Origin of the sequence: Rhizobium viscosum, assembly GCF_014873945.1 — a bacterium.
In the GTDB taxonomy this organism is placed as follows: domain Bacteria; phylum Pseudomonadota; class Alphaproteobacteria; order Rhizobiales; family Rhizobiaceae; genus Rhizobium; species Rhizobium viscosum.
The window spans coordinates 1,288,921-1,308,971 of the sequence record NZ_JADBEC010000001.1 but is presented as its reverse complement, the minus strand read 5'-3'; the positions used below and the strand labels follow the sequence as shown (position 1 = coordinate 1,308,971).

Sequence of the window (20,051 nt, the reverse complement as noted above, 5' to 3'; positions counted from 1 at the left end):
CGGATGCTATACCGCCGCCGTTTTCCTCGTTGTCCGCATCAGCATCAGCCCGGTGAGGCTGACGAGAATGATGGCGGTCGCGTAGATGTCCGTCGTCGCACCATAGCCGATCGACTTGACGAGGAAGCCGGCAAGGATTGCCGGCAGGCTGAAGGCGAGATAGCTCTGGATGTAGAAGGCCGAAAGCAGGCCGGCCTGTTCTTCCGGCTTGGCGAGCGGCATGATCGTGCCGATCGAGCCGAGAAAATTGGTGCCGAAACCGGCACCCGTCAAAAGAGTGCCGACGAGCAGCAGCGGCACATTGGCAAGATGCACGCCCGCGACGACCGTCGCGATACCTAGCGTCTGAGAAGCAACGCCGAAGACGAGATTGCTCTTGGGGCTGCGGCTTCGGCGCAGGAATACGGCGATTGCGCCTGATACCATCAGCGCTGCCACGACCGCGCCGCCGGTCAGCGGCGCACGGCTGCCGGTGGTCGAAGCGACCAGCGAAGGCACGAGCGACAGGTAGAAGCCGCCGAGCGTCCAGTTGGCGATATTGATCGGCGTCACCAGCGACAGCGGCTTCTTCACCTGCTGCGGAATGAAAATCGTGGGCTTTAGCGATTTGAAGACTCCAGCGCGTGTGCCACCGGTTTCTCGCGTCAGCCACAGAGCGGCGGCCTGTACCACAAAGGCTGCAAGCAGCAGGACGTAGATGAGATGCAGCGGCTCCGGGCCGTACTGAATCAGCGCGCTGGTGCCGATCGCACCGATCGCCATGCCGGAAAGCGGCGCAATGGAGTTGACGATCTGTCCTTTGGCCCGGTCGACATCGACGAGTGCTGCACCGAGGGAAGCGCCGGCAATACCGGTGGCGATACCCTGAACAGTGCGCGCACCGATCAGCCATTCCGGCCCGCTGGCAACGGAAAACAGCCCCATGGCGATGATTTCGAGTACCAGCGCGCCGAAAATGACCGGCCGCCGTCCGAGATGATCGGAGATGGAGCCGGCAATCAGCAGGGCTGCGAGCAATGCGAAGGCGTAGACTGCGAAGATCACGGTGATCAGGATGGGAGAAACGGCAAAGCTTTCCTGATAGATGCGATAGAGAGGCGTCGGCGCTGCCGATGCGCCGAAGAAGATGGCAAGTGTCAGAGCATGGAAGCCCATGGGCGACGAATTCTTGATGGATTCGGATGCGGCGACCATATAAGCTCCTTAAAGCTAATCTATTGCGTTAGCTCTATCTAGGGTGCGCAAAGTCTAAAAGCAAATAATTTGCGTTTATGAGTGTATGAAAGTTTCTGAACTGTTGGCAGAGTTTTGCACCCGAAATTGCGTAAAAGGACCTGAAGCGTGCTAGAGCAATTCCAGCAAAAGTATGCAGCGGTTTTGCGTCCGGAATTGCGTGAAAACAAAGAGATAGAGCACTTTCGTGATTCGAAGAAAAACGGAAATGCTCTAGGCGAATCTGAAAGATTGCAGCACACTTCACGGCGGAGAAGGTTGGGTTCGAAATGGCAGTGAAAGAGAATATCCGTCCGGGTGGCAGAAGCGCGCGTGTCCAGGCTTCCGTGCATGCCGCCGTGCGTGACCTCCTTGCGGAGGTGAGCCGAACAGAAATCACCGTTCCGCTGATCGCGACGCGTGCAGGTGTCACGCCTTCCACCATCTATCGCCGCTGGGGTGACCTGCAGGAATTGCTGGCCGACGTCGCCGTCGAGCGTCTTCGTCCCGACATGGAGCCGGTCGATACAGGAACTGGCGCCGGTGATCTGCAGGCATGGGCGGAGCAATATGCTGAGGAAATGTCCTCCGGCCCCGGTCGTGAATATGTCCGGGATGTGCTCTCTGCCCAGACAGGCGACAACGCCAATAAATGCTGCAATTTTACCCGACAGCAGATCGAGACGATTGCCGAGCGGGCGAAGGGGAGGGGCGAGAACTTTCCCGCAGTCGATGCGGTGATGGATCGCGTGGTTGCGCCCATCATGTACCGTATCCTGTTCGGCGACGTTCCGACGGCCGCCCGCGTGCACGAGCTTGTCGGCCACGTCTTCGCCCGGCGCAAGGCCGCCTGATCTTCACTCGGCGGCGGTGCGCTTCAAGCCGGAAATCTGCGTGATATAGGCGCGCAGTGCTGCCGGGCGCACCGGCTTGTGCTGCACGGCGATGCCGTGCTTTTCCGCCTCGGCCCGCACCTCCGGCGTCCTGTCGGCCGTGACGAGCAGCGCAGGAATCTCCATACTGAAATGCTGCCTGAGATGCAGGATTGCTTCCACTCCCGATCCGTCGGCAAGATGATAGTCGGCAATGACGAGATCCGGGGGCTGACGCATCGAAAGCGCCTGGACGGCAGAGAGCGAATCCACGGCTGCAGTATCGCAGCCCCATCCGTCGATCAGCAGCCGCATGCCTTCGAGGATCTTCGGTTCGTTGTCGATGCAGAGGATTCGCAATCCCTTCAGCGGCTGGGCCGTGCGATCGACGGGAAGGACGGCTGCCGCGGCTTCCGCGTTCTTCGCGATATCGAGCGGTATGAGGATGCGGAATTCCGTACCCTTGCCATGCGTTGAATAAAGCTCGACCTTGTGATTGAGCACGCGGGCTATCCGGTCGACGATCGAGAGGCCGAGCCCGAGGCCCGATGCGGTCTTGGCACCCTCATCCAGTCGCGCGAATTCCTTGAACACTGTCCGGAATTTCGAAGGCGGAATGCCGATGCCGGAATCCATCACCTGGATCATCACTTGATTGCCACGTCGCCTTACCCCGACCAGCACCTTGCCGCTGACGGTATATTTGATGGCATTGGAAACGAGGTTCTGTACCAGACGGCGCAGCAGGTTCGGATCGGAGCGCACCTGCAGCGAAGTCGGCATGACCTTGAGCTTCAGTTTCTTTTCGCGGGCGATCGGAGCAAAATCGGTTTCGATGCGCTCGAGCAGATCGGAAAGCGGCACGGACGCCAGCCGCGGGCGCATGGCGCCGGTATCGAGCCGGGAAATATCGAGCACGGCGCCGAGAATGGATTCGACCGATTCCAGCGCGGAATCGATATTACGCACGATTGGGCTGTTTTCCGATTGGGCCATGCGTTCGACAAGCGCTGAAGAATAAAGCCGGGCCGCATTGAGTGGCTGCAGAATATCGTGGCCGGCGGCCGCAAAGAAGCGGGTCTTGCCGATATTCGCCTCGTCCGCCGCCGCGTGTGCCTCCGCAAGCTCCTTGTTGACGCGGGTGAGTTCCGCGGTGCGCTCCACCACGCGCTGTTCCAGCGTCTCGTTTGCCTGCTTCAGTGCCCGGTCGGCGGCCACACGCTGGGTGATGTCGGTGAAGGTCGCGACGATACCCTTGTCCGGCATGGCGTTGGAACGCACTTCGATGATGCGCTCGCCGCCGCCGAGCACCAGCGGGAAGGGTTTGTCGAGCGTCAGGAAATGCCGCACCGCCTGGCCCTGGTCGCCCGGCGCGATATCGCCGCGCTGGCTGAGGATACTGACGATTTCCGATAGCGGAAAACCCACTTGGCCGGCATTTTCCGGCAGGTCCAGCAATTGCCGGAAGCGGCGGTTCCAGATCGTCAGCCGATTGGAACTGTCGAAAACGGCGATGCCCTGATCCATCTGCGCGAGCGCCGTCTGCAGCATGTCCTGATTATATTGCAGTGCTTCGCTCGCCTGATCGAGCAGCCAGGCCGTATCCGAGGAAGCATCCTCGATCTTCTGCAGGATCAACGACAACACGAGCCGCGCCGAGGAGGAGCCGATGGCGCTGCCGAGAAGCTGCTCGGTGAAATGGATAAGTGCCATGTCCGCCGGCTGGTCGTCCTCCAGCTTCCGGCCAGACGTCTGCTCATAGGTCGCAAGCGAGCGCTGCATGCGCTCCTCGCCGAGATAGCGGGCGATCGCCGTCTTGAGATCTCCGACGCTGATGCGGGTCTTCCAGCCCCGCGTGGCAAATTGCGAGCGCGAATGGCGCTTGACGAAGATGCCGGCCTGGATGCGTTCCAGCGGCTTGGCATTGCGCGTCAGCGAGCCGACGATGAAGGCGGCGGTATTGACGAGCAGGCTCATTGCCGTCGCATTGACAAGCGAATCGGCATCCGGACCGGTGAAGAGTGTCGTGCCGGGAAAGATGAAGCCGAGGAAACTGCTTGCCACATAGGAATAATCCGGGCCGCCGAAGGAGGGCAGGAAAAGCAGGTAGACCCAGATGGTGAAGCCGGAGGAGAGGCCGAGGATGGCGCCGCGTGCGTTCGCGCGCCGCCAGATCATGCCGCCGAAGAGGGCAGGCGCAATCTGCGCGATGGCGGCAAAGGAAAGCAGGCCGATCGAGGCAAGCCCCGCAGTGCTGTCGGTCGAACGATAATAGGCGTAGCCGAGCAGCAGCACGGCGAAGATGGCGCTCCGGCGGATATTGAGCAGGCTCTTTGCGAAGTCGTCGCGCTGGCTCGCAAGGCCCGCGAGCTTCCGGCGCAGGAAGAACGGCATGACGATGTCGTTCGACACCATGATGGAGAGCGCCACGGAATCGACGATCACCATGGCGGTCGCCGCCGAAAAGCCGCCGATGAAGGTGATCAGCGAGACAACCGGCATTTGCCCTGCAAGCGGCAGGGTAAGAACATAAAGATCGGCATTGCCGTTGCCGCCGAAGATGAGCAGCCCGCCGATGGCGACCGGCAGCACAAAGAGATTGATGGCGATCAGATAAAGCGGGAAGAGAAAACCCGCGAGCCGGAGTTGCTTTGCCGTGCGGTTTTCGACGACGGTGACATGGAACTGGCGCGGCAGCATGATAATGGCGAAGGCCGAAAGCAGCGTCAGTGTGATCCATCGGCTGAGCGGGGTCTGATAGTCGAGTGCGGCGGTGACCAAGGCGTTCTCCGATCCTTTCCGCCACAGGTCGCTTGGCCCATCGAACAGGAACCAGATGACGCAGATGCCCGCCGTCAGGAAGGCAACGAGCTTCACCATCGATTCCATCGATACCGCGAGGATGAGCCCGTCCTGATGCTCGGTCGCATCGGTATGGCGGGTGCCGAACATGATGGCGAAGCAGGCAAGCACCAGCGTCACGATCAGCGGCAGGTCGAGGAAGTAGAGGTTGCCGCTGCCGATGCCATAATCGGACGGATTGACCATGGCCGTGACCGTCGCCGAGATGGATTTCAGCTGCAACGCGATATAGGGGATGGTGCCGATGAGGCAGATCATCGCCACGATGGTTGCGACAGTGGAATTCTTGCCGTAGCGCGCCGCAATGAAATCGGCGACCGATGTCAGCTTTTCGGCCTTGGCGAGTTCGATAATGCGTTTCAAGAGCGGCATGCCGAGTGTGAAGACGAGGATCGGCCCGATATAGATGCCGGCAAATTCCAGCCCGTGATGGGCAGCTAAGCCAACGCCGCCGAAATAGGTCCAGGACGTGCAGTAGATCGCCAGGCTGAGCGCATAGACCACAGGCCGGCCGCCTTCCGGCACGCCGAATTTCCGGCTCCGGCGGTCGCCGTAGCTTGCTACTGCGAAAAGCAGCAGAAGGTAACCCAAGGCAAACGCAAATATGACCCAGCCTGGAAGCATTGACCCTCCGCCGGCGGACTATCCGCCATCCTCCCGGAACAGTTCCGAGATTAGGGCAATTCAGCATGTTTGAAAATTCCCGCGGCCTTGGTCTTAAGTTCTACGCGGAAGAGGGCAGCGTCCGAATATTTCCAATTGCCGATTGATTAATTGAGATGAAGGTGTAGCTAATGAAAACAACGGCATGTCTTTGAAACTGCATCAAGGGGAGACAGATCGGATGCTCAACGAGTTCAAAGCTTTCATCGCCCGCGGCAATGTCATGGATCTCGCAGTCGGTGTCATCATCGGCGGCGCCTTCGGGGGCATCGTCAAGTCGCTGGTCGAAGACATGATCATGCCGATCGTCGGTGCGATCTTCGGTGGTTTCGACTTCTCCAACTACTACATTCCGCTGTCGAAGGAGGCTTTTGGGCAGCCAACCCTTGCACTTGCCCGCAGCCGCGGGGCCGTTTTCGCGTACGGCAATTTCATCACGGTCCTCATCAATTTCCTCATCCTCGCCGTGATCATTTTCCTGATGATCAAGGCTGTGAACATTCTGCGCGAGCAGGTCGAGCGCAAGGAAAAGGAAGCGCCGGCAGAGGTTCCGCCGCCGCCGGCCGATGTCGCGCTGCTGACTGAAATCCGCGATCTTCTCGCCAAGCGTCCAGCCGTCTGATCCGGTCTTAAGCCCGTCCGCTCCGGCCGGGCTCATCCATCACGAAAATCGATATGCCATCACGCATTGTCATAGGATTTGCGTCCGCAAATCCGCTATGAAGGCGTGAACTGGAGATGTGCATGTCGATTATAAGCAGCCTCAGCCCGCGCGCCGTCGCAGCGCCAGAAAGCGGGATCGTCGAAGTCGTCAATTATGCCCGCGGCCGTGAGGGCCTCTTGCCACTCTGGGTCGGCGAGGGTGATCTTCCTACTCCCGATTTCATCAATCAGGCCGCCATGCGGGCGCTCGCCGCCGGCGAGACCTTCTATACCTGGCAGCGCGGCATTCCGGAGCTGCGCCAGGCGCTGTCGGATTACTATTTCAGGCATTTCGGCATCCGACTGCCATCAGAGCATTTCTATGTCACCGGCTCTGGTATGCAGGCGATCCAGATCGCCGTTCAGGCACTGACTTCGCCCGGTGACGAATTCGTCTACCTCACCCCAGCCTGGCCGAATATCGCTGCTGCCTTGGAAATCGCCGGCGCCCGCTCGGTTGGCGTCGAACTGCAGTTCGAAGGCGGTACCTGGACTGTCGACCTCAACCGCATCGAAGCGGCGATCACGTCGAAGACCCGCGGTCTCTTCATCAACACGCCGTCGAACCCGACCGGCTGGACCGCGACGAAGAAGGATCTGGCCGATATCCTGGCGCTCGCACGCAAGCATGATCTCTGGATCATGGCCGACGAGATCTACGCGCGTTATTTCTATGCCGGCGGCCGCGCGCCCTCCTTCCTCGACGTCATGGAGCCCGGCGACAAGGTCATCTTCGTCAACTCCTTCTCCAAGAACTGGTCGATGACCGGCTGGCGTGTCGGCTGGATCGTCGCGCCGCCCGAAACCGGCCAGGTGCTGGAAAATCTCATCCAGTATTCCACTTCGGGCGTCGCGCAGTTCATGCAAAAGGGCGCCGTCGCCGCCCTCAATGAAGGTGACGCCTTCGTGCAGTCCAACATCGACAAGGCAACCCGCTCCCGCGATATCCTCTGCGATGCATTGATCGCCACCAACCGCGTCGAAACACTGAAGCCCGATGGCGCTCTCTACGCCTTCCTCAAGATCGACGGCGTCACCGACAGCCGCAAGGCTGCGATCGACATCGTCGACAAAACCGGCGTCGGCCTTGCCCCTGGCACGGCCTTCGGACCCGGAGGCGAGCTTTTTCTGCGCGCCTGCTTCCTGCGCGATCTGGCGCAGGTGGCAGTCGCGGCCGAGCGGCTCTGCGACTATATCCTGAAGCTCTAGGCGGAGCGTCGCATCGCTTCCGGCAGCACCGGTAGCAGCGTCACATTCCGGCCCTCGACGATGATGACTTCGCCGTCTCTCAGCGGCTGAAAGGGCGTGCCGGCTTCTTCAAGGAAGTTGACGGTCTTTTCGGCAGCTTCGGCCTCGTCATGCGCCGAGCGGTAATGCGGGACGATGGAGAAATCGACGAGGCCGAGACCGTCCCACAGGATTGCTTCATCGTAATCAGGCGCAAGCTGGCGCGGGTCGTCCATGATATCGATGCCCCTGAGCGAGGGCGTTGCAACGACCGCCCCGGCGCTGAAGCCGCCATAGACGATAGCATCCTCGCGTAGCAATTCTCCGATGATGCGATCGAAGCCGCTCTGCCGCATGGCGCGCCGCAGAAGAAACGCATTGCCGCCGACGGCCCAGACGAGGTCGAAACCGGCGAGCGCCGTTTCTAACGCGTGTGGTTGCCCAAAATAGTCTCGCAAATCCAGTTCTTCCGCCTCGATCCCCCAATCGGCAAGTTCTTTCTTGGGATCGTAGATATTGGTCTCGTACGCGCGTCGGGCTTCGGCCGGAATGAAGTCCAGCGCGTTCTGGATGACGGCGGCGCGACGTCCGCCATTGAGAAGTTTCCTCAGCCGGAAGGCGCTGGCGCCGAGCCGGTAGGATGACAGGTATAGTCTCATCGTTGCCGCTCCCTGTTTTGGAGAAGCGGGTTACCAATCGGCATTGAGAGAAGATCTTGTGCCACGAGAAGTCCTTTGCATGGAGCGGACATCGGGGCAGAAACAGAAAACCCCGCGCGTGTCCGGCGGGGTTGGGTCGGGTGCAGTGAACAGTTTCAGGTCACAAGCCGACGCCCCCACCGCAAAGGGTGGTCGTCATGCCCATCGTCATAGCCTGGAACGCGAAATTGTTCATTTCGCTAATTAGCCCCGCCGCGTGCTTGATGTCAACGAACTCGGGGTCACGAGGCGTTTTCGTTCCAAAACCGGCTGGTCGATAAAATTGTAGCAAAGCCTGAAATGCGCCTCTAACCACATGTCAAAACATACCGGCCGCAAAGGCTTTCCGAGGCCGTTTGATAATAAAATCGGAAAGGAAAAACCCGTTCTGATGTTCCCGAAAAAATATAAAACAGGGAATGCAGACATGGCGGTTCTGGTGACAGGTGGGGCTGGATATATCGGCAGCCACATGGTTTGGACGCTGTTGGATGTCGGTGAAGATGTCGTCGTGCTCGACAACCTCTCCACCGGCTTTCGCTGGGCCGTGGCGCCGGCCGCGCGCTTCTATCTCGGCGATGTCGCCGATCCGGATGTGCTGAAGAAGATCTTCATCGAAAACGATATCGAAGCTATCATCCATTTCGCCGGCTCCGCTGTCGTGCCGGTCTCGGTCTCCGACCCGCTTTCTTATTACGACAACAATTCCGGCAAGACACGTGTCCTGCTGAGTGCTGCGATCAAGGCGGGCATCCGTAACTTCGTCTTTTCCTCGACAGCCGCTGTCTACGGTCAGCAGAAGGGCTCTGCGCTCGTGAAGGAGACGGCGCCGCTCAATCCGGAAAATCCCTATGGTCAGTCCAAGCTGATGACCGAAATGATGCTTCGTGACGCTGCCGCCGCCTATGACTTCGGCTACGTGGCGCTACGCTATTTCAACGTTGCAGGCGCCGATCCGCAACTGCGCACCGGCCAGTCGACCTCGGGCGCGACCCATCTCATCAAGGTCGCCTGTGAGGCCGCACTCGGAAAGCGCGACAGCGTCGCCGTCTATGGCTTCGATTACCCGACCCATGACGGCACCGGTGTGCGCGACTACATCCATGTGAGCGATTTAACGGCGGCGCATTTGAAGGCGCTCCAGCATCTGCGCCAAGGCAGGGGGCCACTTGTCGCCAACTGCGGCTACGGAAACGGCTATTCCGTGCTCGATGTGTTGAACATGGTCACCCGCCTGAACGGTCACTCGTTCAAGATCAACATGGCGCCACGTCGGCCGGGCGACGCTGCAAGCGTCGTCGCCGATGCCACGCTTGCCCGTCGTGTGCTGAGCTGGGTACCGAAATACGATTCCCTGGAAACCATCGTCCGCAGCTCGCTCGATTGGGAACTCTTCCTGATGAACAGGAGTGTCGACGATCTGCACAGCATTCATCGCGCGCTGGCTGCGGCTTCTTTCTGAGATGCAACCCAACATTTACCATCCCGGCGCAGTGCGGATGGCCTGACGTTACGTGAATAAGGAATAATCAAGCTTTCTCTGGCTCGGTTCAGCCAAGGGAAAAGGGATCATGAAGAACTTCATAGCGTCACTACGGCTGCAAAAAGATAATCCGAAGTTTCTGGTGGCGCAGTTCGAAGCTTTGTCATCACAGATTCCGATTCTGTACGTTCTCCTCGTCATCAATGCGCTGGCTGTGGCCATCACCCACATCAAATCGGCGCCTCTTTGGCTTTCACTCTACATCCCCGTTGGACTGAGCATTGTCTGCGTCTTCCGCCTCTGCTGGTGGGAAATATCAGGCAAGGAGAATGTTACGCCGGAGCGTGCGCTGCGGCTGATGAAGGTAACGCTAGCAGGCGCGGTTATCCTCACGATTGGCTTCGGCGGCTGGGCCATCGCGCTCTATCAATATGGCGATGCCTCGCAGCAGGGCCAGATCGCCTATTTTCTGGTCGTAACCGGCATTTCCTGCGTCTTTTGCCTGATGCATCTGCCGCTCGCCGCGGCAATCACTACGGTCATCACTTTCACCGCCATGATCGTGACCTTCCTCTTTTCCGGCAATCCGGTTTTCGTCGCGACGGCAGTCAGCGGCCTGTTCCTCGTGCTGCCATTCCTGCGCGTCATCAACAGCTACTTCCAGAATTTCGCGCACCTGGTGCGGCTTGCTGAAGAGCTCAAGCAGAAACAGGCCGAAGCCGAGGAGCTGAACCTCGTCAACAGCCGCAACGCGCTCCAGGACCAACTGACCGGCCTTGCCAATCGCCGAAGCTTCTTCCTGTCGCTCGAAAAGATGCTGCTGAAGGATCCGTCTTCACCGCCTGTCATCGGCATCGTCGATCTCGATGGCTTCAAGCCGGTCAATGATGTCTTCGGCCATGCGGCTGGTGATCTCGTGCTGAAGGAGACGGCACGCCGCTTCGTCTCACTGTTGGGCGATCAGGGCATCGTCTCACGCCTTGGCGGCGATGAATTCGGCATCATCTTCCCCTCCAGCATGACGCTCAGGGCCGTCTCTGATCTCGGCGTGGCGCTATGTGCGACGGTGCGTGAACCCTATGACATCCCGGACGGCTCGGTGCGCGTTTCCGGCTCCTGCGGCATCGTCTATCCTGAGGCGGGCGAGTACACGGCCGAAGATCTCTACGAGAAAGCGGATTTTGCGCTCTATCAGGTCAAGAGCAAGCGTATCGGCGGCGTGGAATTCTTCTCGCCGGAACACGAAAAGATCCTGACACAACGCTACCTGATCGAGCTGGAGCTGCAGACCGATAGTTTCGCCAGGGAGTTGAAGCTCGAATATCAGCCGATCATGGAGCTGCGCAGCGGCCGTGTCGTCGGTTTTGAGGCGCTTGCGCGTTGGGACAGCGCCCGCTTTGGCCGCATCAGCCCGGATGCCTTTATTCCGGCCGCGGAACGCACCGCCGTGATCGGCCGCGTGACGCGCATTCTCTTCGGCCAGGCGCTCGACGCCTTGAAGATCATGCCGGCGCATCTGCGCGTCTCCTTCAATCTCTCGGCCCGCGACATCTGCGATCACGAAACCTCGATGGCCTTGCTCGCGATGATCAACCGGTCGGGCGTCGATCCTAAACGCATCGAATTCGAGATCACAGAGACGGCGCTGCTGTCAGACTTCGATACCGCCGATCAGGTGATCGGCATGCTGCGTGCTGCCGGCATCTCGATTGCACTTGACGATTTCGGCACCGGCTATTCGAGCTTGAGCCATATCCATCGCCTGGCCTTCGACAAGCTGAAGATCGACAAGGCCTTTGTGATGAATTTCGACCGCGATGCACGCTGCATGAACATCACCCGTTCCGTTGCCAACCTCTGCCAGAACCTCGGCATCGCCTCTGTGGCCGAGGGTGTCGAAAGCGAGGATGTGGCCGAGTCGCTGAAAGGCATCGGCGTAAGATTGGCGCAGGGTTATTATTTCTCCCGGCCGCTGCCGCTGGAGCTGGCGATCGACTACGCCGTCAGGCGCGATGTCGCGGTTTCGCAGTCCCTCTCTGCCTGATTGATCAGCAGCCAATCTAACCAGGAAAGGCTCTAGAACCCCGACCCGACCCGGTTTATTCATGGGGCAGGAGTGAGGTGGATCATGGACAACAGTAATCAGAGCGAAGTCATTGTCGAGCGACGGGGCACGGCAGGCATCATCCGGCTGAACCGCCCAAAGGCGCTGAACAGCCTGACGATCCCCATGGTGCGCGCGATCACCGCCGCGCTTGATGAGTTCGCCGCCGATCAAACCGTGGCAAGTATTGTCGTAATGGGCGAGGGCGAGCGCGGCTTCTGCGCTGGCGGCGATATCCGCGCCATTCACCTGAGCGGGCGCGCCGGCGATGGTCTCGCGGAAACCTTCTGGCGCGAAGAATTCCGCCTCAATCACCGGATCGCCACCTATCCGAAGCCCTATGTGGCGCTCATGGACGGCATCACCATGGGCGGCGGCGTCGGGCTTTCCAGCCACGGCCGCCATCGCATCGTCACCGAGCGTACCCGTCTTGCCATGCCGGAAACGGGCATCGGCTATTTTCCCGATATCGGCGCCACCTGGTTGCTGCCCCGCACGCCGGGCGAAAGCGGTACGTGGATGGCCCTGACCGGGCTCGACATCAATGCCGCCGATGCAATCCATACCGGGCTTGCCGATTTCTATATGCCTTCCTCGCGTCTCGAAGAGGCAGTCCAGCGTCTGACGAACCTGCCTGGGGGAAGTTCGTCTGATGATGTCGACGCGGTGCTGCGCGAGCTCTCAGAGCAGCCGGGTGAGGGCAGGTTGCAGGCCAATGCCGCGATGATCGACCGTGCTTTTCACTTCAACCGCGTCGAGGACATCGCATCCGCACTGGGGGCGGAGGAGGGTGAATTCGCCGCCGAAACTCGCCGTGTGATGCTCACACGTTCGCCGACCAGTCTCAAACTTGCCCTGCGGCTGCTAAGAGCCGGCCGCCAGAGCCGCACGCTCGGCGAATGTCTTGCCCGCGAGCTCGGGGCCTGCATGCACGTCCTTCTTGGTCCGGATTTCTATGAGGGCGTTCGCGCAGCCGTCATCGACAAGGACCGCAATCCGAAATGGTCGCCGCCGGCGATCGCCCTGGTCAACGATGAAATGATCGGCCGCTTCTTCGAACCGGCCAAGCCGCCGCTTTCTCTCTGATTGTGCTGGTCGGGAAAGGCGGCTTTTAACGCCACATGCCGCGCATGCGCGCGCCGACATCGATGCGCACCTGCCGCGCCTGCTGGGCAGCCGCCGTATCGGTCTTGACCTGCGGCCAGCCGCAGACCTCGAAGAATTGCAGCAGCGTGGCCGGAATGAAGCGGCTGCGCGACGCATAGACATGCCGATCGCCCTGCGAATTCTGCCCATAGGTGAAGAAGCGCTGCGGCACGACGAGGTCGAGACTGTCCTTGGCGCGGGTCATCGCCACATAGAGGAGGCGCCGCTCTTCCTCGATTTCCGCCGTCGTCCCGACTGCGAGATCGGAGGGAATGCAGCCGTCGATGACGTTCAGCATGAAGACCTTGGTCCATTCCTGCCCCTTGGCCGAATGGATGGTCGAGAGGATGAGGTAGTCCTCGTCGAGCAGCGGCACGCCCGCCTGATCCGAGGTTGCATCCGGCGGATCGAGCGTAAGCTCGGTCAGAAAGCGCTCGCGAGAAGCATAACCGCCGGCGATTTGTTCGAGCTGGATGAGATCGGCAAGCCGGGCACTCGCATCCTCGTACAGCCGTTCCAGATGCGGCTCATACCATTGCCGCACCAGTTCGATCTCTGCGGGCCAGCCGGCCTTGCCGGTCTTCAGCTCCTGCATGGTCGAAACGAAGGAGGTCCAGTCGTCGCCCGAGCGCGGCGGCGCAGGCATGGCGGCGAGCGCCGTAACCGGGCTCGGGTCCTCAGCCATATGGTCCAGCACCTTCTGCGCCGTAGAAGGCCCGACCCCCGGAAGGATCTGCATCAGCCGGAAGCCCGCCACCCGGTCGCGCGGGTTCTGGGCAAAACGCAGTGCCGCCAGCATGTCCTTCACATGCGCGCTGTCGAGGAACTTCAGGCCGCCGAACTTCACGAAGGGAATGTTGCGGCGGGTCAGCTCCACTTCCAGCGGGCCGCTGTGATGCGAGGCCCGGAAGAGCACGGCCTGGCTTTTCAGCTTCACGCCCTCCTCGCGATTGTCGAGGACCTTGTCGGCCACATAGCGCGCCTGATCGTTCTCGTCGCGCACCGTCACCAGCCGTGGCCGTTCCGGCGATTCCCGCTCCGTCCAGAGGTTCTTGGTGAAACGCTCGGAAGCAAGGTCGATCACCGCGTTGGCGGCGGCAAGGATCGGCTGCGTCGAACGGTAGTTGCGGTCGAGCGTGACGATATTGGCGGCCGGGCTGAAGGAGGCCGGAAAATCGAGAATATTGCGCACCGTTGCCGCGCGGAAGGAATAGATCGACTGTGCATCGTCGCCGACGACGGTCAGGCCCTGGCCGGTCGGTTTCAACGCAAGCAGGATCGAGGACTGCAGCTTGTTGGTGTCCTGATACTCGTCGACAAGCACATGGTCGAAGCGGCTGCCGATATCCTCGGCAATCATGGGCTCGGCCACCATCTGTGCCCAGTAGAGCAGCAGGTCGTCGTAATCGAGCACATTCTGGCTCTGCTTGGCCTCGACATAACATGCGAAAAGCTCGCGAAGCTGCTTTTCCCAGGTTGCGCACCAGGGAAAGGCGTCGCGCAGCACCAGCGGCAGTTCCGCCTCCGAATTCACCGCCCGCGAATAGATCGCGAGGCAGGTACCCTTCGTCGGAAACCGGCTCTCCGTCTTGGAGAAGCCGAGCTCGTGGCGCACGAGGTTCATCAGGTCGGCGCTGTCTTCCCGGTCATGAATGGAGAAGGCTGGGTCGAGGCCGATCTGTTCGGCATAGTCGCGCAAGAGGCGCGCGCCGATGCCGTGGAAAGTGCCGCTCCAGGCGAGCGCATCGGCCATGATGCCGGAATTCTTGCCGAGAACCTCGCCGCAGATACGCTCGACGCGCCGGCCCATTTCGGCCGCCGCCCGGCGCGAAAAGGTCATCAGCAGGATACGGCGCGGATCGGCGCCCTTGAGAATGAGATGCGCGACGCGATGGGCAAGCGTATTCGTCTTGCCTGAACCGGCGCCGGCGATGACCAGCAGCGGCCCGGCCACATGGCTGCCGTCTGTGAGTGTGCCGTGCTCCACGGCCATGCGTTGCTGGGGATTGAGTCTTTCGAGATACATCCAGCCGTCCGGTTGGGCTCCGCGGGAGAATCAGCGCCTGCGAATAAAATCAGATGTTCCTTGGATGTTCTCGATTGGCGCCGCTGTCAAGCACGCGCGGGCTGCCCATGCACTATTACGGGAAGTCCGGCACGATCCGGCGCCGCACCAGCTTCAGGCTGCGGTCGGGCTGGAGGATATATGTTTCGTAGACGCGCTGGCCCTGCTGATCGTAGAAGGCATTGTGGACGGCGCTGCCGATCGGCGATTTCGTCAGCTTCGTGCGCGGCTGCCCGCCATAGGTGATGCTGCCGGGAATGGGCTCCAGCGCAGGCGCGTCCGCGGTGGAACAGCCGGCCAGTAAGGGTGCAGCCAAAAGGGTCGTAGCGAGAAAGGCAGGCACCAGCGCTTTCATCATTATCTTCCTCGGCCGCAATTACATGGGACTTCTGCCGATGCTCCGGTAGGGACCGGAGTATCGGGGCACCATCATCACGGCGACTATGCATCCAGCCGGCTGCCTATGGCAACAAACGTCGTCTTCCTGCGTTAGATCTCTATTAGGTAATGTCAGGAACGGTCATGGTGCTGCACGGCTCGCCACCCCACGAGGAAGCCTGGAAGGAGGGCTACAACACGGCCGCTATGCGCACGTCCGTGGAAAGCGCCCTGCATGCCGCGGCCGATCTCGATGCGACCGAAATCATCGTCTCCACCATAGGCCCCTCCATCGTTCTCGAAGGTTTCGTGAGCCGATGGGGTGATAGTGAGCGGGCTCTGGCAATCGCCGAGGACATTGTCGGAAGCGGTTACGTGCATTGCCGCCTGCTGGTGAGATAAATCGCGATCCGCAGCAGGAATTTCCAAGGAACCAACTCCCTGTCCCGCGTGTTGAAAAGCTGATTTCAATTCTGGAGACAATAATGCAAACGCTTATACGCCTGTGGGCCGCGGCCCTGCTCCTGGGGTGCGGCGCCTTTACCGGCTCCGCCTATGCCTCACTCGAAACCGATATGAATTATTCGGCACTGCCGAAAGACGAAATAGCGTTGAACGAATATACCAGCGCCACCATCTGCGAGCCCGCCGAACCGCATTACCTGCCGTCCTTCATCCGTGCCGCAGATGGCACAATCATAGGTGTGGGATATATTCAGGTGGAGGATGAGAATACTTCGGGTTGCTGATAAAATATTCGAAGTTTCTTCCGGACGAGGCTCGTCTGCAGTCTCCCGTAGTGGGTGACGAGCCTCTAGCCATCATCATGATGGCTGACGTCGTTCTATTGATGAACAGTTGAATGGCGCAATGTCTTTCGAGACAAAGCCCTGCGCGAGTTCCGAGCAGGGTTAAGTGAAAATTAAGCATTGCTTCGTTTCGGAACGGATCGGACTTTCATTGTCCGATATCGCGGCCGAAAGCTTAATGCACTTTAAGCTTTGCTTCCTCTGCCGCCGCCATAAACTCCGCGCGGGCCTCTTCGACGGTCTTTCTTCCATCGAGGGCGGCGCGGCAGGCGCTGCGTGCCTTGAGATATTTCAATCCGCGTACAGCAGGCCAATGTTCGGCAAGGCATGCCAAGGCATCGAACGGTCCGTTAACCGTACGTGCTCCTGCGCCTTCGAAACCTACCTTGATCGGACTATTCCATCGTTCAGTTGCCATCGACGCTCCTCCAGCATGTCCCGATAGAAACATTGAATGAAGCCTTCGGGTTCCCTCTCCAAAGGTTTCAGAATGCTAATATTCTAGCGAGATTTTTGCCGGCAGCAATGGTGCCGATTGGCGCGGAGGATAATGCTAAAGGAGAAAACTGGTGCTGCCGAGTGGGATTGAACCACCGACCTCACCCTTACCAAGGGTAAAGGCGGGTATCTGCATCATCCGACGCACGCTTCGACGAAGTACGCTTGAGACGTCCCGGATGGCTTCTTCAATGAGGCGAGGTGGGGGGCTATTCCGCGCACCAATCATTCTTGTGGTGTGGCCCGCCGCTCACGAGCGAACCCCTCCGACAGCAATTTGGCCCCGATATCTTTGTTTGGTAGATGTTGATAAGCGGCCGATGCTTGGGAGTGTTGTCGTAACCCTTGATCTCGATCCATAGGCTATGTTCTTCCAGTAGCTCTCTCAGCCTTCCCTCGGAGATCAACGCCAGCTTCCGTTCCCTGATGTATTTCGCGTGCGATCCGATCTCCGGAGTATCTATTCCCTACTGGAATGGCACTCCTCCTCCCAACAATCGCATAAGCTGACCGTCGCAGCGCACAGTGTCGCCATCAATCGCGGTTAGCGACAAACACATCATCATAGTCGCCATTATTGCGGGCGGACCGGAATGTATTTCGGTTGATATTGGTGACTAATTTTAAGCCTATTCGGTCTCTGGGACCTTGGGCACCGCCGGCTTCTTCTTGATCTGCCGTTTTATGCGATCTTTGGTATTTACAGCCCCGTCACGGATTAATTGAGCAGCTTCCTCGAAGGGATGATGTGGTTCTCTGCCAAAGTCAAATCCCGTTGGCAGAAGAAGGTGCGAGAATGTTCGCATGCTTTTCTCATGTCCTTGGCCGAGGACAATAGCATCCCTCCGCGAGCTGTAAAAAGTAATCAATCGAGAATTGTATCTGTATAGTTGCATTAAGATTTGCACCAAGAAAATAAGCATGCCAAGTATACTAACACGTAAAATTGTACTGCTTACATTAAAGCTTTTACCGTCGTCGGTTCGCTTCTCTATCACGTTTATCATCGCAGCGGTCAGTTTGTCCCTCCCGTCAATGTACGACTTGAAACGTGCATTCTTTTGCTCCTCCGTCAATGTGATCACGGGCTGCTCACGAGTTGAAAAAGGTGTTGTGGACATGGATGCATCTCTTGTCGGATTGCCTTGCTCAATAAGCGCCCAAAGACTGGATCCATAGCTGTCGAGAGATGATAGATACCCAGAAAAGAGTATCAGAACGACGCCCGATACAATCACGAAAATCATAGACCAGTATATAAGCAGAGACCTAGCCTCTAGAATTCTTATTCGTACATTTAAGTTGTTTGCGACCTGAATATAAGTTTCCTCGACGTCAGAGCCTTCTAAATAGTCAAGGTGACTTTCATTTTCTGTTTTGATGTAGAGGAAATAATATGTAGTTATTGACGCCATGATAATAATAAATGTCAACAAGAATTGAATAGCCTGTCTTCCTGTATCATTAAAAGATAGATCAATAGCAAAATAATCGGCTGTCCACGTAAATATCATCCCTCCAAAAATAACAAAAAAAATAGAGAAAACAGTCGAGATAATGGTGATGAGTATCGCCGGATTACGAAAAATCGACAATTTCAAGGGAGGCCTCCCTGATTAAACAAATCCTCATATCAGAGATATTGTACACCACTATTTAAAAGTGTAAATAATACAGAGAATCGGTTTGCAGATGGTTTCCGGCTTCTCATTTATTCAACATCGCAATCAACAATTGGATGGCCGCTTCGGAGGCAATCGCGACAATTGAGATATCACCGCTGTTCCCTCTCAATCTATCGCCGGCTGCCTGGCCGTGAGCTGACCGGTAGTCCGGCTTTCAATGCGGGACAACCACGACGAAAAAGATAAAAAACTCAAGGCGGGAAATTTCGTCTCACTTTTCCGTAACCATTTAAAACAGATCGGTTCTGGTGCGTCGGCATGGAGCCACACTTCCTCCGAAGATTGGAGTGATCGGTGTTGGGGCCGGGGTTGTCGCAGCGTTTGCCATCGCAGCTAGCACGAAGCGGATGCTACCGGGGCGCCCTTGGAGCGGGCCTATGGGTTTTCCCTAAAGTGAGCTTGCATCTGCAACAACCGTTGCTTTTGAGTCGGCCAGTTAGCCCACTCGTGAAACTCATTGAGACGACCTATGTATTGGGCGATGTCATTCACAATGACAGCCAACTCGGCGAGCGAATAGGTCTTGTCCGAATTCTTATGCTTGAAAACAACAGCCTCATCTGAAAGCTGGCTTGCGGAAAAAATCTGGCCATGTGCGATACTGTCTCTCACTGCTTTCAGATTGAGACACTTGGATTTAAGTCTGGCGAACTCCTTCACTACGTTCGGCCTGGCGGCATACTTCTCCTCGACAGCCCTTTCAAGGAACGTAATTTTAGTGCGGAATGCGTCGTCACCAGGGCTGCCGATCGCATTGGCAGGTAGTTCGTGATGCAGCGAAAGCATCCATATTAGCTGGTCTAGCTTTGAATCCAGCACCGTCCACATTAGGACGATTTTGCCTAGCAGCGGCCATGCTTGATCCGGCACTCGAACAGTAAAAGGAACCGCCATCGGCTGAGCGGTTGCTTCAAATCGGGCGCCGCGATCAAGCCAATATTGAGCGATGTCTTCCGCCAAGCACCTGCGCTCCTAACCATTCAAATAGAGAGGGGTACAACATGCAGTATCCCGCTACTCTTGACCTAGTCTGTCTGCGTCGAGATGCCTTGCTGTCGGTGATGTAAGATATTCACCAAAGTTCGGCCGACGCTGTGACCGATTTACAAATTTGTCAATGGATGGTGAAGGAGGTGAGAAACTCGCGTATCTTGCTAGGTTTCTTTGCGCTCTGAGCCGCCGCTCGCGCGTTTTTCGCTTCATCGGCTGCTGCTTCTGCGTCTCTTTTCTTGAGATCTTGGTACCAATCGGGGTTGCGATTATGCTCACGCAGGAACCTATTCTTGATCAGGAAATCTCGATTTCTATCTAGCAAGCCCCATCGTTCCTCTTGATTTGGGCCAATCATTCTTATTGCCCCGGAACGCACTAGTAGTTTTTTAAGTTCGTCATCGCCGAAGCCGCCGATGGTCTCTCGGATAATATTCCATGTCCTCGTGGACTGGGTCTCGATCATCAGCAGGGCGATGATCGCACGCTCTGCAGAAAATTCAGTCCGAAAATCAAACTCGGCTTTCCTCTTGATCGAAGCGAGCGCGACCCTCGATGTAATGAATGAAGTAATCAAAGAAATAAAAGCCGCAACGATGGCGGCTACTACGGCTGCGTTGTTTGATAGCCAATCCAAGGATGTGTGCAACATGCAGC

17 protein-coding genes are annotated in these 20,051 nt (G+C 58.1%); 8 read left to right on the top strand and 9 right to left on the bottom strand.

Annotated elements, in window-relative coordinates:
* Positions 1-6: 6 nt before the first annotated feature.
* Complete coding sequence (locus tag H4W29_RS06575; RefSeq protein ID WP_192728210.1) at positions 7-1,194, bottom strand: MFS transporter; 1,188 nt, start codon at positions 1,192-1,194, stop codon at positions 7-9.
* Between the two features lie 308 nt (positions 1,195-1,502).
* Between H4W29_RS06575 and H4W29_RS06570 the strand changes: the two genes are divergently transcribed.
* On the top strand, positions 1,503-2,066 hold the full coding sequence (locus tag H4W29_RS06570) for a TetR/AcrR family transcriptional regulator (RefSeq protein WP_192728209.1): 564 nt from the start codon (positions 1,503-1,505) through the stop codon (positions 2,064-2,066).
* 3 nt (positions 2,067-2,069) lie between these two features.
* Here H4W29_RS06570 and H4W29_RS06565 read toward each other — a convergent pair whose 3' ends face one another.
* Positions 2,070-5,570, bottom strand: coding sequence for a PAS domain-containing hybrid sensor histidine kinase/response regulator (locus tag H4W29_RS06565; protein ID WP_192728208.1), 3,501 nt, complete (start codon positions 5,568-5,570; stop codon positions 2,070-2,072).
* A 220-nt stretch (positions 5,571-5,790) separates the two neighbouring features.
* Here H4W29_RS06565 and mscL point away from each other — a divergent pair, with 220 nt between their 5' ends.
* Both mscL and H4W29_RS06555 read left to right on the top strand, forming a co-directional pair.
* Positions 5,791-6,231, top strand: a complete 441-nt coding sequence (gene mscL / locus H4W29_RS06560) for a large conductance mechanosensitive channel protein MscL (protein WP_192728207.1) — start codon at positions 5,791-5,793, stop codon at positions 6,229-6,231.
* 122 nt (positions 6,232-6,353) lie between these two features.
* Positions 6,354-7,520: a pyridoxal phosphate-dependent aminotransferase gene (locus H4W29_RS06555; protein WP_192728206.1), complete on the top strand. Its 1,167-nt coding sequence runs from the start codon at positions 6,354-6,356 to the stop codon at positions 7,518-7,520.
* Here the strand turns inward: H4W29_RS06555 and H4W29_RS06550 are convergent.
* Complete coding sequence (locus H4W29_RS06550) at positions 7,517-8,197, bottom strand: Type 1 glutamine amidotransferase-like domain-containing protein (protein ID WP_192728205.1); 681 nt, start codon at positions 8,195-8,197, stop codon at positions 7,517-7,519. The two genes, H4W29_RS06555 and H4W29_RS06550, sit on opposite strands and share 4 nt — an antisense overlap.
* Before the next feature lie 466 nt (positions 8,198-8,663).
* On the opposite strand from H4W29_RS06550, the gene galE reads away from it, so the two are divergent.
* The 3 genes from galE (at position 8,664) to H4W29_RS06535 (ending at position 12,909) form a co-directional block, all read left to right on the top strand.
* Complete coding sequence (gene galE, locus H4W29_RS06545) at positions 8,664-9,698, top strand: UDP-glucose 4-epimerase GalE (protein ID WP_192728204.1); 1,035 nt, start codon at positions 8,664-8,666, stop codon at positions 9,696-9,698.
* A 109-nt stretch (positions 9,699-9,807) separates the two neighbouring features.
* Positions 9,808-11,763 carry a putative bifunctional diguanylate cyclase/phosphodiesterase gene (locus tag H4W29_RS06540; protein WP_192728203.1) on the top strand — a complete coding sequence of 652 codons (1,956 nt, stop codon included), beginning with the start codon at positions 9,808-9,810 and terminating at the stop codon, positions 11,761-11,763.
* A gap of 84 nt (positions 11,764-11,847) precedes the next feature.
* Positions 11,848-12,909 (top strand): enoyl-CoA hydratase/isomerase family protein, encoded by a 1,062-nt coding sequence (locus H4W29_RS06535; protein ID WP_192728202.1) that lies wholly within the window; start codon positions 11,848-11,850, stop codon positions 12,907-12,909.
* A 25-nt stretch (positions 12,910-12,934) separates the two neighbouring features.
* On the opposite strand, the gene H4W29_RS06530 is transcribed toward H4W29_RS06535, so the two are convergent.
* Positions 12,935-14,995, bottom strand: a complete 2,061-nt coding sequence (locus H4W29_RS06530; RefSeq protein ID WP_192728201.1) for an ATP-dependent helicase — start codon at positions 14,993-14,995, stop codon at positions 12,935-12,937.
* Between the two features lie 115 nt (positions 14,996-15,110).
* Positions 15,111-15,389, bottom strand: a complete 279-nt coding sequence (locus tag H4W29_RS06525) for a hypothetical protein (protein ID WP_192730682.1) — start codon at positions 15,387-15,389, stop codon at positions 15,111-15,113.
* A gap of 167 nt (positions 15,390-15,556) precedes the next feature.
* Between H4W29_RS06525 and H4W29_RS06520 the strand changes: the two genes are divergently transcribed.
* Positions 15,557-15,814, top strand: coding sequence for a BON domain-containing protein (locus H4W29_RS06520; RefSeq protein WP_192728200.1), 258 nt, complete (start codon positions 15,557-15,559; stop codon positions 15,812-15,814).
* Between the two features lie 83 nt (positions 15,815-15,897).
* The gene (locus H4W29_RS06515; protein WP_192728199.1) at positions 15,898-16,161 is read left to right on the top strand and encodes a hypothetical protein; all 264 of its coding nucleotides are present in this window, start codon (positions 15,898-15,900) and stop codon (positions 16,159-16,161) included.
* Between the two features lie 235 nt (positions 16,162-16,396).
* Here H4W29_RS06515 and H4W29_RS06510 read toward each other — a convergent pair whose 3' ends face one another.
* From H4W29_RS06510 to H4W29_RS06495, 4 genes are all read right to left on the bottom strand, one after another.
* Positions 16,397-16,639, bottom strand: coding sequence for a DUF982 domain-containing protein (locus H4W29_RS06510; protein WP_183823143.1), 243 nt, complete (start codon positions 16,637-16,639; stop codon positions 16,397-16,399).
* 709 nt (positions 16,640-17,348) lie between these two features.
* Positions 17,349-18,320: a hypothetical protein gene (locus H4W29_RS06505; protein ID WP_192728198.1), complete on the bottom strand. Its 972-nt coding sequence runs from the start codon at positions 18,318-18,320 to the stop codon at positions 17,349-17,351.
* 459 nt (positions 18,321-18,779) lie between these two features.
* Entirely contained in the window at positions 18,780-19,364 is a 585-nt protein-coding gene (locus H4W29_RS06500; RefSeq protein ID WP_192728197.1) for a hypothetical protein, read from the bottom strand.
* A 154-nt stretch (positions 19,365-19,518) separates the two neighbouring features.
* A complete protein-coding gene (locus tag H4W29_RS06495) occupies positions 19,519-20,046 on the bottom strand; it encodes a hypothetical protein (protein WP_192728196.1) in 528 nt (175 codons plus the stop codon).
* Positions 20,047-20,051: the final 5 nt, after the last annotated feature.

Coding starts and splice junctions, on each gene's coding strand:
- H4W29_RS06540 (WP_192728203.1), top strand. CDS start 9,808: ATGAAGAACTTCATAGCGTCACTACGGCTGCAAAAAGATAATCCGAAG.
- H4W29_RS06520 (WP_192728200.1), top strand. CDS start 15,557: ATGGTGCTGCACGGCTCGCCACCCCACGAGGAAGCCTGGAAGGAGGGC.
- H4W29_RS06495 (WP_192728196.1), bottom strand. CDS start 20,046: ATGTTGCACACATCCTTGGATTGGCTATCAAACAACGCAGCCGTAGTA.
- H4W29_RS06570 (WP_192728209.1), top strand. CDS start 1,503: ATGGCAGTGAAAGAGAATATCCGTCCGGGTGGCAGAAGCGCGCGTGTC.
- H4W29_RS06555 (WP_192728206.1), top strand. CDS start 6,354: ATGTCGATTATAAGCAGCCTCAGCCCGCGCGCCGTCGCAGCGCCAGAA.
- H4W29_RS06525 (WP_192730682.1), bottom strand. CDS start 15,389: ATGAAAGCGCTGGTGCCTGCCTTTCTCGCTACGACCCTTTTGGCTGCA.
- galE (WP_192728204.1), top strand. CDS start 8,664: ATGGCGGTTCTGGTGACAGGTGGGGCTGGATATATCGGCAGCCACATG.
- H4W29_RS06515 (WP_192728199.1), top strand. CDS start 15,898: ATGCAAACGCTTATACGCCTGTGGGCCGCGGCCCTGCTCCTGGGGTGC.
- H4W29_RS06550 (WP_192728205.1), bottom strand. CDS start 8,197: ATGAGACTATACCTGTCATCCTACCGGCTCGGCGCCAGCGCCTTCCGG.
- H4W29_RS06510 (WP_183823143.1), bottom strand. CDS start 16,639: ATGGCAACTGAACGATGGAATAGTCCGATCAAGGTAGGTTTCGAAGGC.
- H4W29_RS06575 (WP_192728210.1), bottom strand. CDS start 1,194: ATGGTCGCCGCATCCGAATCCATCAAGAATTCGTCGCCCATGGGCTTC.
- H4W29_RS06535 (WP_192728202.1), top strand. CDS start 11,848: ATGGACAACAGTAATCAGAGCGAAGTCATTGTCGAGCGACGGGGCACG.
- H4W29_RS06530 (WP_192728201.1), bottom strand. CDS start 14,995: ATGTATCTCGAAAGACTCAATCCCCAGCAACGCATGGCCGTGGAGCAC.
- H4W29_RS06565 (WP_192728208.1), bottom strand. CDS start 5,570: ATGCTTCCAGGCTGGGTCATATTTGCGTTTGCCTTGGGTTACCTTCTG.
- mscL (WP_192728207.1), top strand. CDS start 5,791: ATGCTCAACGAGTTCAAAGCTTTCATCGCCCGCGGCAATGTCATGGAT.